11 protein-coding genes are annotated in these 13,502 nt (G+C 43.0%); 10 read left to right on the top strand and 1 reads right to left on the bottom strand.

The features are described from left to right. Positions 1-44 precede the first annotated feature (44 nt). The 10 genes from OO778_RS19600 (at position 45) to OO778_RS19555 (ending at position 12,267) form a co-directional block, all read left to right on the top strand. Positions 45-977, top strand: a complete 933-nt coding sequence (locus OO778_RS19600) for a transporter substrate-binding domain-containing protein (RefSeq protein ID WP_005394865.1) — start codon at positions 45-47, stop codon at positions 975-977. Beyond that, positions 974-3,304: a bifunctional diguanylate cyclase/phosphodiesterase gene (locus OO778_RS19595; protein ID WP_074190392.1), complete on the top strand. Its 2,331-nt coding sequence runs from the start codon at positions 974-976 to the stop codon at positions 3,302-3,304. The genes OO778_RS19600 and OO778_RS19595 overlap by 4 nt, the downstream gene beginning before the upstream one ends. Before the next feature lie 212 nt (positions 3,305-3,516). After that, positions 3,517-4,710: a glycine C-acetyltransferase gene (locus OO778_RS19590; protein ID WP_074190393.1), complete on the top strand. Its 1,194-nt coding sequence runs from the start codon at positions 3,517-3,519 to the stop codon at positions 4,708-4,710. Between the two features lie 44 nt (positions 4,711-4,754). Beyond that, positions 4,755-5,786, top strand: a complete 1,032-nt coding sequence (gene tdh, locus OO778_RS19585; protein ID WP_005394871.1) for an L-threonine 3-dehydrogenase — start codon at positions 4,755-4,757, stop codon at positions 5,784-5,786. A 375-nt stretch (positions 5,787-6,161) separates the two neighbouring features. Continuing rightward, positions 6,162-6,695 carry a spore coat protein U domain-containing protein gene (locus OO778_RS19580; RefSeq protein ID WP_242657412.1) on the top strand — a complete coding sequence of 178 codons (534 nt, stop codon included), beginning with the start codon at positions 6,162-6,164 and terminating at the stop codon, positions 6,693-6,695. Beyond that, entirely contained in the window at positions 6,696-7,232 is a 537-nt protein-coding gene (locus OO778_RS19575; RefSeq protein WP_242657413.1) for a spore coat U domain-containing protein, read from the top strand. 39 nt (positions 7,233-7,271) lie between these two features. Next, a complete protein-coding gene (locus tag OO778_RS19570) occupies positions 7,272-8,030 on the top strand; it encodes a molecular chaperone (protein WP_074190395.1) in 759 nt (252 codons plus the stop codon). A gap of 31 nt (positions 8,031-8,061) precedes the next feature. After that, entirely contained in the window at positions 8,062-10,437 is a 2,376-nt protein-coding gene (locus OO778_RS19565) for a fimbria/pilus outer membrane usher protein (protein ID WP_207545965.1), read from the top strand. After that, positions 10,434-11,405 carry a spore coat U domain-containing protein gene (locus OO778_RS19560; RefSeq protein WP_074190397.1) on the top strand — a complete coding sequence of 324 codons (972 nt, stop codon included), beginning with the start codon at positions 10,434-10,436 and terminating at the stop codon, positions 11,403-11,405. The genes OO778_RS19565 and OO778_RS19560 overlap by 4 nt, the downstream gene beginning before the upstream one ends. 142 nt (positions 11,406-11,547) lie before the next feature. Then, positions 11,548-12,267, top strand: a complete 720-nt coding sequence (locus OO778_RS19555; RefSeq protein ID WP_048625383.1) for a carbonic anhydrase — start codon at positions 11,548-11,550, stop codon at positions 12,265-12,267. A gap of 72 nt (positions 12,268-12,339) precedes the next feature. On the opposite strand, the gene OO778_RS19550 is transcribed toward OO778_RS19555, so the two are convergent. Further along, positions 12,340-13,443, bottom strand: coding sequence for a mechanosensitive ion channel family protein (locus OO778_RS19550; protein WP_046875767.1), 1,104 nt, complete (start codon positions 13,441-13,443; stop codon positions 12,340-12,342). Positions 13,444-13,502 lie beyond the last annotated feature (59 nt).

The following is a 13,502-nucleotide window of genomic DNA, read 5'->3' as shown; positions in this document are numbered from 1 at the left end:
AAGCGCCCATGATTGGGCGCTTTGTGAAAGGTAAGGATATTATTATGTCAGTCAAAACATTCAAAAGAACTTTAGCGGCGATGGCGCTTATGGCGGCCTCTGTTATGTCCTCTTCCGCTTGGTCAGACGACTTACAACAGATCCGTGATCGCGGAGTGTTGCGCCATATTGGTGTGCCGTACGCTAACTTCGTTTCTTATATTGAACAAGGTGAAGTGGAAACCTTGACTGGCTTAGATGTAGAGATAGTAAAAGGCTTTGCCAAGTCGTTGGGCGTTAAGTACCAATATGTTCCAGCTCAGTGGAGCGATATGGTCGGTAAGCTGACGGGCCAAGATGTTCAATACCATAATAAGCAAGCCGTCGTGGGAGAAAGTGTTCCAATCGAGGGGGACTTGATCGCAAATGGCGTTACCATTCTTGACTGGCGTTCTGAAGTTTTAGACTTTTCACAAGATTACTTCCCGTCAGGTGTTTGGTTAGTTTCCAGAACAGATTCCACGCTGAGTCCGATTAAACCCAGTGGTTCGGTTGATGAAGATGTAAAAACCGTCAAGCAGCTTATTCATGGTCGCGAAGTGTTAGCGTTGGAGCACTCTTGCTTGGACCCTAACCTTTATGACTTATATGACACAGGCGCAAAAGTCATACTGCCTGATGGGGCTCGTCTTCTTAATGAGATGGTGCCAGCGATAATGAAAAATGATGCGGAAAGCACATTACTAGACGTCGCCGATACGTTAATTGCATTAGAAAAATGGCCAGGTGAAATAAAAGTCATTGGTCCAGTATCCGAAAATCAGAAAATGGCTGTTGCATTCCGGAAAAACTCGCCGGAATTACGCAAAGCATTTGATCGTTATTTAGATTCAATAAAGAAAGATGGAACCTACGAAAAATTAGTAAAAAAATACTATCCATCTATTTACTACTTTTATAACGATTACTTCATAGAAGATAGTAAGAAAACCCGATGAAAAAGGCCGTTAAAAAAATATCCAGTAAAAAATTTATTGCAATAAGCGCAATATTAGTCTCTATTTATTTAGCTATGCTTATTGTTGTGACAAGTTTGGGGCAAAATAAATTAAAAGAATCCCAACATAGGGAACTCGGTTTAAAAGTAAAAAGCTACGCAAGCACACTCGATAATTTATTTACCATTGCCAGTGAGGATGTTGATAATTTATCTACAGATAAAACAGTACAAACCTTCTTTGCTAATTTAGCCTCTGGCATGTCAATGGAGTACGGATTAGGAGCGAGTTTAATTAACTTGAAGCGTCGTTTCGATGAAAAGATAGATGGTAAGTTAATTAATAGCAGCCAAATCTATAAAAAGCTCACACTGGTAGGAAGTGATGGCACAACGATTGTCACGACGGGCTCTGAAGACAACATAGAGCATAAGATGGATATCCAAACCTTAATGACTCAACATGGGCATCCCGAAGAGGTTTGTGCAACTCGATATAACGACGACGTGCGTATTCAAGTCATTAAGCAAGTTAAGTTCTCTGGAAAGCCAGTTGCCTTTCTAATTGCAGATCTCAATAAAAACATTGTTATTGATCAGCTCACTAATCAAGAGCACGAAGACAGTTATAGCCGGCTGGTGCTCAAAATAAAAGACGTTGAGATGGTCGTATGGGATACAATAAATAAAACGTCTTCTCATAATAAAGATGAGAATTATTTAATATCTGAAGCCGTTGATGGAAAAATATATTTTGAAGTGCCTGTTGAAAAACATCACTTCAAACTTATGGCTTGGTTTGAGCCTTTGAGTGAGCGAGATATTTTCACATCACGGATCTTCATTCTCGGTTTGAGTATTCTTGCTGTTATGGTTGTTATTGCGCTGTGTTATGCGTTCATCACAAACAATAATAGAATTGAATTGAAAATTAAACTTGAAGAAGAGAAAAAGCGAAAAGACATACTTTCTCAACAGAACCGAAAACTAACTAACGAAATTGAACGCCGAAAAGCGTCTGAAAAAGAACTCGCCTTCCAAGCTAAATACGATACGTTGACTAACTTGCCTAATCGTAGCTACGGTTCTGAGAGACTGGCTTTGGAGTTGATTAGAGCGTCACGTAGTGGTTCAAAAGTATTGGTCATGTTTATTGATTTAGACCACTTTAAGCAGATTAACGATTCAATGGGTCACTTTGTTGGCGACGAGATCCTTAAACTTAGTGCTCAACGACTGCATCAAGTCGCGAGAAAAACAGACTTACTGGCGAGAATTGGTGGGGATGAGTTTTTATTAGTGATTCCTGACTTGCCTGACAACGACACCGCGAAGCGCGTTGCTTCAAGCGTGCTTTCGGCGTTTAACGATCCATTTGTATGGAACAACCATGAATTCTTCTTGAGTAGCAGCGTCGGAATGTCCGTATTTCCGGATGATGGAGATAACGCCGAGCAGCTACTCGCCTGTGCTGACATGGCGATGTATCGCGTGAAGCAAGATGGACGCGATGCCTTCTGTTTTTATAACCACAATATGAACCAAGACTTGCAACGCTATTTGGATTTGGAAAATCGACTAAGAAATGCCATCTCTAGTCAATTACTAGAGTTGTATTATCAACCTATTATTGAGCTAAGCAGTGGTAAAATTGTTGGCGCAGAAGCGTTAATGCGTTGGAATGATGAGAAGTACGGATTCGTAAATCCTGAAGAGTTTATCTCTATTGCTGAGAAAAATGGCTTGATTCATCAAATTGGTGAATTCGCTATCCAGCAAGCGTGCCGCCAAGCGGCGCAATGGCAAAATCTGACGCCGCTGTTTGTTTCTGTGAATTTCTCCAGTGTTCAATTTAGGTATTGTGATCGCTTACTTGCGTTTATTAAGAACAGCCTTGAGGAGTCTGGTCTTCCATCAGATAAGTTCGATATTGAAGTGACAGAGAGCCTTCTCTTTAACCACGACTCAGAGCTATTAGACATGCTCAATAACTTAAGAGCGTTAGGCACTAAGCTTACCATCGATGACTTTGGTACTGGCTATTCTGCGTTGAGTTACTTACAGAAATTTCCGTTCGATCGCCTTAAGATTGATCGCAGCTTTATGCAAAATATGTTCGAAAACGACTCCGATCGTGAGCTCGTCAACGTGATCATTGCAATGGCGAAAGCGCTGAACCTTAAGATTGTTGCTGAAGGCATTGAAGAACAGCGTCATGTCGATTATCTAAAAGACTTAAACTGTGAGTTCGGGCAAGGTTTCCACTATAGCCGCCCGTTACCAGCCAAAGACTTTGAAGCACTACTTAAACAACCAACTGGGCGATAACTCCTTTTATTACAATATTATAGGAAAGCATTAATTGAATTCGTGCCTTGAATTCATTAATGCTTTTCCACCTTAAGGGATAATCCTTCTTCCTTCCTTGAATTACACTACAATTAATTGATGAGTGATAGCCCGTGATGCCCGTCACATAAAGGCTCAACCTAATTCTAAACGAGTAAATACTCGCCAAAATAACCAGGAAGGAATTTCAAATGTCTTCTGCATTCTACCAACAGATTCAGCAGCAAATTGAAGAAGTGAAGGCTGAAGGTCTTTACAAATCAGAGCGCGTAATCACGTCTCAGCAGCAAGCGGCTGTTAAAATCTCTACCGGTGAAGAAGTATTAAACTTCTGTGCAAACAACTACCTTGGTCTTGCTAACCATCCTGCGCTAATTGAATCGGGTAAAGCGGGCATGGACGAGCACGGCTTTGGTATGGCTTCAGTACGTTTCATCTGTGGTACTCAAGACATCCACAAAGAGCTTGAGCAGAAGTTGTCTAAGTTCCTAGGTAAAGAAGATACGATTCTTTACACCTCTTGCTTCGATGCAAACGCAGGTCTGTTCGAAACCATTCTCGGTAAAGAAGACGCAATTATTTCAGACGCACTAAACCACGCGTCAATCATCGACGGTGTTCGTCTATGTAAAGCAATGCGCTTCCGTTACTCAAACAACAACATGGAAGAGCTAGAGCAACAACTGATTGCTGCGAAAGAAGCGGGCGCACGCCACATTCTTATCGTTACTGACGGTGTGTTCTCAATGGATGGCGTAGTGGCGAACCTTCCGGCTATTTGTGACCTAGCTGAAAAATACGGCGCACTGACCATGGTTGATGACTCTCACGCGGTTGGCTTCATGGGTAAAACGGGTGCAGGTACGCACGAATACCACAACGTGGTTGACCGCATCGACATCATTACAGGTACGCTAGGTAAAGCAATGGGTGGCGCTTCAGGCGGTTACACGTCTGGTAAAGCGGAAGTGATTGACTGGCTACGTCAGCGTTCTCGTCCATACCTATTCTCTAACTCTGTTGCACCAGCAATCGTAAGCGCTTCTATCCGAGTTCTAGATCTACTAGAAGAGAGCGGTGACCTACGTGACCGTCTATGGGAAAACGCAGCACACTTCCGCGCACGTATGGAAGCTGCTGGTTTCACAATGGGCGGCGCTGACCATGCGATCATTCCAATCATGCTAGGTGATGCGAAAGTGGCAGCAGAATTTGCTGAGCGAGCACTAGAGAAAGGCATCTACGTAATCGGCTTCTCATTCCCTGTGGTACCAAAAGGCCAAGCGCGTATCCGTACTCAAATGTCAGCAGCGCATTCTCGTGAGCAGCTAGATCGTGCAATTGATGCGTTCATCGAAGTTGGTAAGGACATGGGTCTTATTTAAGACTCTAGGTCCTAGATAATAGGGCCTTTAATTAAGGTTACATTATGAAAATTAAAGCATTATCAAAGCTAAAGCCTGAAGAAGGCATCTGGATGACTGAGGTTGATAAACCTGAAGTTGGCCATAATGACATTCTGATCAAAATTAAGAAAACCGCTATCTGTGGTACGGACGTACACATCTACAACTGGGACGAATGGTCACAAAAGACAATTCCAGTGCCTATGGTTGTAGGTCACGAATACGTGGGTGAAGTGGTTGCGATTGGTCAGGAAGTTCGTGGCTTTGAAATCGGTGACCGCGTATCTGGTGAAGGTCACATCACTTGTGGTCACTGCCGTAACTGTCGTGGCGGTCGTACTCACTTGTGTCGCAACACGATCGGTGTGGGTGTAAATCGTGAAGGCGCATTTGCAGAATACCTAGTGATTCCTGCATTTAACGCGTTTAAGATCCCTGACGAGATTTCTGACGATCTAGCATCGATCTTCGACCCGTTCGGTAACGCGGTACACACTGCGCTTTCTTTCGATCTAGTTGGTGAAGACGTGCTCATCACTGGTGCTGGCCCAATCGGTATCATGGCAGCTGCAGTTGCGAAACACGTCGGCGCTCGTCATGTGGTTATCACAGACGTTAACGAATACCGTTTAGAACTTGCTCGTAAGATGGGCGTAACACGCGCAGTAAACGTTGCTGAAGAGAAGCTAGAAGACGTAATGGCTGAACTAGGCATGACAGAAGGCTTTGACGTAGGCCTAGAAATGTCTGGTAACCCAGCGGCATTCAACTCAATGCTAACCACAATGAACCACGGTGGCCGTATTGCATTACTCGGTATTCCACCATCAGATATGGGCATTGACTGGAACCAAGTGATCTTCAAAGGCCTAGTTATCAAAGGCATCTATGGTCGTGAAATGTTCGAAACATGGTACAAGATGGCTTCACTGATTCAATCTGGTCTGGATCTATCACCAATTATTACGCACCACTACAAGATTGATGACTTCCAAGAAGGCTTCGATGTCATGCGTTCAGGCATGTCTGGCAAAGTTATCCTTGACTGGGAATAATCTGCTCAAATAAGAAAGCGCTCCGAAAGGGGCGTTTTTTCATTTTTTAAACGCTTAGATTTTTTATTATTTAGCTCACACCCTATCTCTTTTCGTTTCTAAAAGCTGTCTAATTCAGAAAAAACTTCCTTCTTCGTGTTTCAACGTATGCAGAATACACCAAAGACCTTTTATTTAATATGGTTAATTGGTGGTTTTATATTCCAACCTAAAAGAATATCTCGGTGTAAAGCTCTGCTTTTCTTTTGACAACTACAATGAACTGACTTCTTTTTATCTTTTTAATCTTGATATGCACTTTGTTTTATTTGTTGAGCTATAACTAATAATACAATCATCTGTATAGAGTTCACAGAGATAGAAATGGAGCTTCATATGAAAATTTTTTGTTTGATTATTCCCTTGTTATTTACAGTGTTGAGCTTACAAACGAGGGCAGAGACAATTAGCGGTACGATAGACGTTTCGATCAATTTAGTGGAAGGCTGTGTCATTAATGGCAACAATGCGGTGAACGGTTCCAGTAATATTGGTTTTGGCTCATTAAATTTTGGTGACGTTCCGGCCATTTTTACTGAGCAAGACGCAGTCTTGACTGGGGAAGGTGGTACGGGGATCGAAATACTTTGCAGCAATGGAGTCACGCCTACTTTCTCTTTAGTCAGTGGTGCCAACGATCCCAGTTCGACGACAGGTAATCACGCAATGACCAACGGATCCGAGTTTGTGGATTACACTCTCTTCACTGATTCAGATCGTTCTACCCAGTTTACCTCGAGTAACCCTATAGCACTCTCTACATTTAATGGTGTTGATTCAGAGACCATTAATTTGTACGCCACGGCATACGGTACCAGCAGCGTCGCAGGGAGTTATGTTGATACACTAAACGTAACTCTGAGTTGGTAAGTGAACTCTATATTACTCAAAGTATTTTTATTCATCGCCTGTGCCACTTTTTCCTATCCTATTTTTGCAGCGCAGAGTGAAACTTTCCAAGTGTCAGCGACCATTGATACGGGATGTCTGATCAATGGTGCGCTGACAGAAGAGAGTAACACTCAAATTGGAACAATAGGAGAGTTAAACTTTGGTGAACATTCAGCTATTTATGCTGCGGAAGTAGAAGGCAGCATCACCTACAACGGTGGGCTTACGTTAAGTTGTACTCCAGGCATAGCCATGAATATTAAGATTGACGGTGGTTTGAACGCTTCGCTAGGGGTGCGCAAGCTGAAGCACACAGAAAAGTCGAGTACGGTGGATTATTTATTATTTGAAGATGCAGAACACTCTCAAGTATTAGACATTGATACCCCCTATTCTGTTGGAACTAATGAAGACCCTGACAACATTCAGGTGCCAATTTGGGCAAAGGCGATATTAAATGGAAATGAAATCGCTGGTATTTATACAGATACTCTTACCTTAACGCTTGAGTGGTAAGCGCTGTTTCGAAGAAATGATAACCTTCGGAGAAATTAAATGGATTTAATAATAAAAAGACTGGTTTTCATCATTATTTTCTTATCAACGTTAACTTCACAGGCCTATGCTAATTCTCTCCTTATTTGGCCTATTTACCCTAAAATATCTTCTGAATCGAATGCGACATCAATTTGGATGGTTAATCAAGGCACTGAAGATTTTTATTTGCAGGTTCGTATTTTTCAGTGGGGACAGAAGGATGGGCAGGATACATATGCGCAGCAACGACAACTGATAGCTACGCCTCCTTTTGTGAAAATTGCACCTGGTGCCAAGCAACTTATTCGTATATTAAATCAAGATGGGGCGCTTTCAAATAAAGAGTACGCATATCGTATTATCATCGACGAACTCCCGCCAGCTAAAGGGCCTAAAGATGAAAATAAAGAAAATGATCTGGCAGTAAAAGTGAGAATGAGATATTCCATACCATTGTTTATGTACGGTAAAGGGATGAAAAGACAATCCCAAGGAACAAATGAAGTTTGGAACGGACTACAGGCAAAGATTATAAAGAGTAAAGATAAGGACCTTATTCATATAGAAAACACCAGTAATCACTATGTCAGATTAGTCAACCTAGCAGTGACCGCACCAAACCAATCGCCTTTTATCGTTTCGAAAGGGTTAGCAGGGTATATATTACCTGAGCAATATAAAACGTGGCCTATTTCTTACTCCAATATGAAAAATATAAAAGTAAAGGCGGATATTGAAGGTAAGCGTTACGTTATTCCACTCGAACAAAATGAATAAGATTTTATATCTATCTTGTTTATTTACCAGTATGACGCCTGGCGTGGGTTGGTGCGACAACGTAGTGACCCATTTATCGCAGTTACCTAGTCCTGAAAACTTTTCTTATGAGAACTTTGAAAATATTCATTTGTCGTTAGAACTAGTCATTAATCAACGACCGACTGGTTTAATCGCGGATGTTGAACGTAAAGGCGAGCGTTACTTCGTGTATAGAGACGATTTACTGTCTGCTGGCGTGGTCGCGGATGTATTACCTGGGACGCAAGAGAAGTTAGACATAACATCAATATCGGGTGTAGAGGTCGATTATTTGCAATCGTCACTGCAATTATCAATCACAGTGCCTCCGAATTGGTTGCCGATGCAACGCTTTTCTGCGCAGAACAGGAGGCGTTTTTCCCCTGCTAAATTCGGAACTGGTGGGTTATTTAATTACAGTATGTTTGGTGTTTATGATCACGAGAGTAGTCAAAAAGAAGTATCTATTAACCACGAATTGAGAGCCTTTTCCGAATTCGGCGTACTTTCTACGACGGGAATATTTAAATCTAACCTTCATCGAGACGTTCAAGCGCAACAAAGTAATAAATATACGCGCTTCGACACGAGGTACGAATATGTTGATCAAAGTCGTCGATTGCGCTTTGAAGTAGGGGATTACATTGTGAGGCCCCTTGCGTGGAGTCAACCAGTTCGAATGGCTGGTATTCAACTCTCACATGACTTCTCTATGCGTCCAGATGTGGTTACCGCACCTTTACCTGCATTTTATGGCGAAGTAACTGCTCCCACGACGTTAGATTTATTTGTAAACGGATTAAAAACCGATTCAATGTTTGTGGGGTCGGGACCGTTTGTTATCAATGATATTCCAATGGTATCGGGAACTGGTGAAGCGACAGTGATTGCAACGGATGCCCAGGGAAGGCGGACTGCAATGACCAGTCCATTTTTCCTTTCAGCTAACTTGCTGAAGGCTAACTATACCTCTTACAACGCTAGTTTTGGTGCTTTACGCCGAAACTATGGCAACGCTTCAAATGACTATGGCGATGGTGCTGTTGTCGCAGCTGCGAGGCACGGAATGACAAACTGGCTAACGTTGGAGGCACAAACCGAAGCGAAAGATGACTTAATTGTTGCGGGAGTCGGTTTTGTTACCAACCTATTCAATATGGGAACGATTGATGGGGCGGTAAGGTTTAGCAATTATGAGCAGAGAGCGAGTTCCTATTCAGTTGGTTATAGTTATCAATCTCGAATGTTTAGCTTTTCCGCTCGTACCCAAGTTGAGAGCGAGGGATTTTACACGCTTTCCCAAGCACCAGAGAACTTGAGAAGTGACAACACTAACGAGCGAGAGAATTTGTCTCGGCATGTCTCTCAGATAAATGTTGGCGCCCGGCTGAATGAGTGGGGTTCGTTATCAGGGGGATACTTTGATGTTCAGCAAACCGACTCTCGATCGAGAATACTTAATGTAACTTACAGCCGCTCGCTTCCGTTCGATATCAACATGTCATTGTCGTTTAATCGGAGCATAGGTGGGGAGGCAGTTACGTTAGCACAATTCTCATTACCTTTGAGCGCTTTCTCTGGTAGCGCGGGATTAACCATGAAGCGTGAAAGCGATGGTCATCTTAGTGGCCGTGCTAGTGTTAGTCGACTTGCGCCGATTCGAGGTGGTTGGGGAATCAACTTAGCGCATGATATTAATGAAAAGCCTGACAATAGAAAGCAGGCCGATGTTACTTACCGAGCCTCTTGGGCGGAGTTCCGAGCGGGCTTAAACGGGACGAGTGGTAATTACGATTATTTTGCCGAAATGTCGGGTTCGGTTGCGTCACTCGATGGTGAAATATTCCCTGCAAATAATGTGTATGATAGTTTCGCTGTTGTCAGTACTAGCGGTTTTGAAGGTGTGCCCGTCAAATATGAGAATCAAGTCGTTGGATTGACTGATGATGACGGTTACTTACTTGTACCGTGGGCAATGGCATATTACACCGCAAAATATGAAATTGATCCGCTTAGATTACCTGCCAATGCTTTTTTCCCAACAACAGAACAATACGCGTCGATACATTCTGGGTATGGCTATTTGCTCGAGTTCCCAATAGCTTTGCAAGTTGCGTTAAGTATGGAGGTTGTTGATGAAAATGACGCCTACTTGCCGTTAGGAACTTATGGTCAATCAGATACTGGAGTGGTTGGGCAAATTGGTTGGGATGGAGTAACGTATTTTGAGGGGCGTAATGTAGGTGAGTACATTATCTTTTACCCCGAAGGCTTTCCACCATGTAAAGTATTTATAACGGGACTCTATCAAACACGGAGCGAGAAAATACAGACATTAGGTAAACAAGTCTGCACGAAAGAGCAAAAAACAGAGGCACAATTATGAGTCGGTATTCTCGTTATCTTTGGTTTTTTCTTCTTTTTATATCGTCCGGTAACATGGCTTGTGAGCTCACTGCGCCGACGCCTTTGATTCAATTTGGAAGCGTTTCCTCGTTTACCGTTTCAACTATTCAGCAACAGAGCTCAGCCCAGCCTCACGCAGGGATAACGTGTGACTTTTCTACACTTGTTTCTTTGTTGAGTGGCGATTATGTGTCTGCAACGTTTAACAGCGCTAACGATGGGCGGTTGCTTAATGCGGCGGATATCAGTTCGGAACTTAGCTATCAGATTTTTGGAGACCCAAGCCTTTCGCAAGAGTACATTTTTGGCCAAACTTACAATTTTTTTGAAATTGGGCTGCTCGATTTACTAGGTTTATTTGGCACTCAAGCTGAATTTCCGCTTTATGCCCGGACAGGAGCTGGTAGTAATCTCTCAGCAGGGACTTATCGAGACCAAATTACGGTGTCTTGGATTTGGAATTATTGCTCAGGAATTGGAGTTGGAGGCGTATGTCTTGGGCGAGAAACAGGCAATGCACAAAGCTTGATTACGGTAGAGTTGGAAGTCACTCCCGATTGTATGATCACGGCGCCAGATATTAATTTTGGTTCATCACCATTGGTGGCAGGTTTTGACCCTGTCAGTCAGGTTATATCATTAACCTGTACCAAGAACAGTGCTTTTACCATTGGTTTAAACGACGGTGTGAATGCCTTCGGAGGCCAACGACGCATGGCATCTGGCGGTAACTATTTGGAGTATGAAATCTATAAATCCTCATCGACGGAGCGGTGGGGGGGTACTGGTTCTGAACGTCGTGAACAGAGCGATGTGGATACGGGTGACACCATTCCCGATGGCATCACTCCGCAGAACTTCAATTATCGCGCAGAGATAATAACAAGCCAAACCACCCCACCAGCTGGCACTTATACCGACTCGATAATCGTTGATGTTCAATTTTGAGCATCATATCAATTGCATAACTAGAGGCATCTATTCCAAAAAACTTTTGTAATCATAGTTTTCACTCTATTCCCGCTTAATTCTGTGCGATTAGTATAGTTTTGTTTTCACAACATTTAACTTGAAGGAATTAAGGAAAACTATGAAGAAGTCACTGGCAGCACTAGGTTTGGCGTTGGTATTTACAGGAACAGCTTACGCAGCAAGCTGGGGTTACGAGGGGAGTCACGGGCCTGAGCATTGGGGCGAGTTTGCGTCTGAATGTTCCAAAGGTCAAAACCAAAGCCCAATTAATATTGTCTCCGCAGCAGAAGCGAAGTTAGACAAATTGCAGTTCGACTACCATGGCAAAGCAATCTCATTGCTCAATAACGGCCACACCCTGCAAACCAGCCTAGAGGGTGACAACACACTGTTGATTGATGGCAATGCATTCACGTTAAAGCAGTTCCACTTCCATACTCCGTCAGAAAACCATGTGGATGGCAAAGAATACCCATTAGAAGCGCACTTTGTGCATGCTGATACAACTGGCCATTTGGCGGTTGTGGCCGTGTTTTTTCAATCCGGAAAAGCGAACCCAGATTTAGCGAAGTTACTAGCAAACATACCAAGTAAAGATCAAGGTGTAGAGATTAAATTGCCATTTGAAGCGGATGCGTTGCTTCCAAAAGACAAAGCGTATTATCGCTTTAATGGCTCACTAACGACACCACCATGCTCTGAAGGGGTACGTTGGTTAGTGATGAAAGAAGCACAAACCATTTCCCCTGAGCAGATTAAAGCGTTTACGACAGTGATGGGGAAAAACAATCGTCCTATCCAACCATTGAATGCTCGTATGGTGTTAATGCAACACTAACCAATCCAAGCAAATAAAAAATGAAAAAGCCCGCTTGAATAAAGCGGGCTTTGTTATTGGTATTGATGGAAATTAGAAGCCGTGATCTTCTTGCTCTTCAGCTTTTATCATTTGAACTGGGTCGAGCTTGAGTGTTTGAGTTGGGAAGGCGATATCTGCTTCGTGTTCTTTAATGATGTTAATTACTTGAAGAAGAACATCCTGTTTAACCTCATGGTATCTCACCCAATTCACGGTTTTTGTGAAGGTATAAATGAAGAAATGCAGTGACGATGGACCGAACGTATCGAAGTTGACGATAAGCGTTTGGCGTGCATCAATATCTTTGTGATTCTTAAGCATCTCTTTCACCGCTGTAATGATTTGCGGCATTTTTTCGGCGTCGTCGTAACGAAGTCCAATTTTTTCGTAGATGCGTCGGTTTAGCATGCGAGATGGGTTTTCTACGACTATGTTGCTAAACACAGAGTTTGGCACATAAAGAGGACGCTTATCGAAAGTTCGGATGATGGTCATTCTCCAGCCAATTCGTTCTACCGTACCTTCAATTTGGCGATCTGGAGAGCGGATCCAGTCGCCAACTTTAAACGGACGATCGAAGTAGATCATAAGGCCGCCAAAGAAGTTCGACAGCAGATCTTTCGCCGCTAAACCAACGATTAAACCACCGACACCACCAAAGGTGAGCAATCCTGACAGTGACAAGCCAAACGCCTGCATCACAGTGAGAATTCCGACGGTAATAAAGAACAAGCGCGCGACTTTAGCTATCGCTTGCACTGTGGTTTCATCTCGGTTTTTTTGTTCTAGGACGTACTCTTCAACATTGGTGATGAGTCGCATAACGGTCCAGACGAAGATACTGATCACCAAAATCAGTTTCAGCGTGCTTAACCAGTTTATTTTATCGTTGAGCTCGCTCTCTAATATGATGCCGATAGAGACGGTTGCTGGCCAACACCAAATGAGTGTACTGACTGGCGCTTTTAGCGCATCAAGCAACATGTCATCCCAGTGGAAAGGGGTTTTCTCTACTAGTACAGCGAGACGAGAGCGGATCAGTCGCCAAGCTATCCAAGCAATAAAGCTGGCGAGTGTAATGAAAAGGACACTCCCACTCCAATCTTGATGAGATGTTTCAATATAGCTTTGCAAATCGGTAAACCACTGTGACATATGTAACTTCTTTCTAGTGAACCATGGAAGGAAAGGTAGCAGATATTACTCCTTCACCC

Origin of the sequence: Vibrio sp. STUT-A16 (genome assembly GCF_026000495.1) — a bacterium.
Classification (GTDB): domain Bacteria; phylum Pseudomonadota; class Gammaproteobacteria; order Enterobacterales; family Vibrionaceae; genus Vibrio; species Vibrio diabolicus.
This window is presented reverse-complemented; position numbering and strand designations above follow the sequence as displayed.

Bases quoted from the DNA above. Each gene is read 5' to 3' on its own strand.
- OO778_RS19600 (WP_005394865.1), top strand. From the start codon at position 45: ATGTCAGTCAAAACATTCAAAAGAACTTTAGCGGCGATGGCGCTTATG.
- OO778_RS19595 (WP_074190392.1), top strand. From the start codon at position 974: ATGAAAAAGGCCGTTAAAAAAATATCCAGTAAAAAATTTATTGCAATA.
- OO778_RS19590 (WP_074190393.1), top strand. From the start codon at position 3,517: ATGTCTTCTGCATTCTACCAACAGATTCAGCAGCAAATTGAAGAAGTG.
- tdh (WP_005394871.1), top strand. From the start codon at position 4,755: ATGAAAATTAAAGCATTATCAAAGCTAAAGCCTGAAGAAGGCATCTGG.
- OO778_RS19580 (WP_242657412.1), top strand. From the start codon at position 6,162: ATGAAAATTTTTTGTTTGATTATTCCCTTGTTATTTACAGTGTTGAGC.
- OO778_RS19570 (WP_074190395.1), top strand. From the start codon at position 7,272: ATGGATTTAATAATAAAAAGACTGGTTTTCATCATTATTTTCTTATCA.
- OO778_RS19565 (WP_207545965.1), top strand. From the start codon at position 8,062: ATGACGCCTGGCGTGGGTTGGTGCGACAACGTAGTGACCCATTTATCG.
- OO778_RS19560 (WP_074190397.1), top strand. From the start codon at position 10,434: ATGAGTCGGTATTCTCGTTATCTTTGGTTTTTTCTTCTTTTTATATCG.
- OO778_RS19555 (WP_048625383.1), top strand. From the start codon at position 11,548: ATGAAGAAGTCACTGGCAGCACTAGGTTTGGCGTTGGTATTTACAGGA.
- OO778_RS19550 (WP_046875767.1), bottom strand. From the start codon at position 13,443: ATGTCACAGTGGTTTACCGATTTGCAAAGCTATATTGAAACATCTCAT.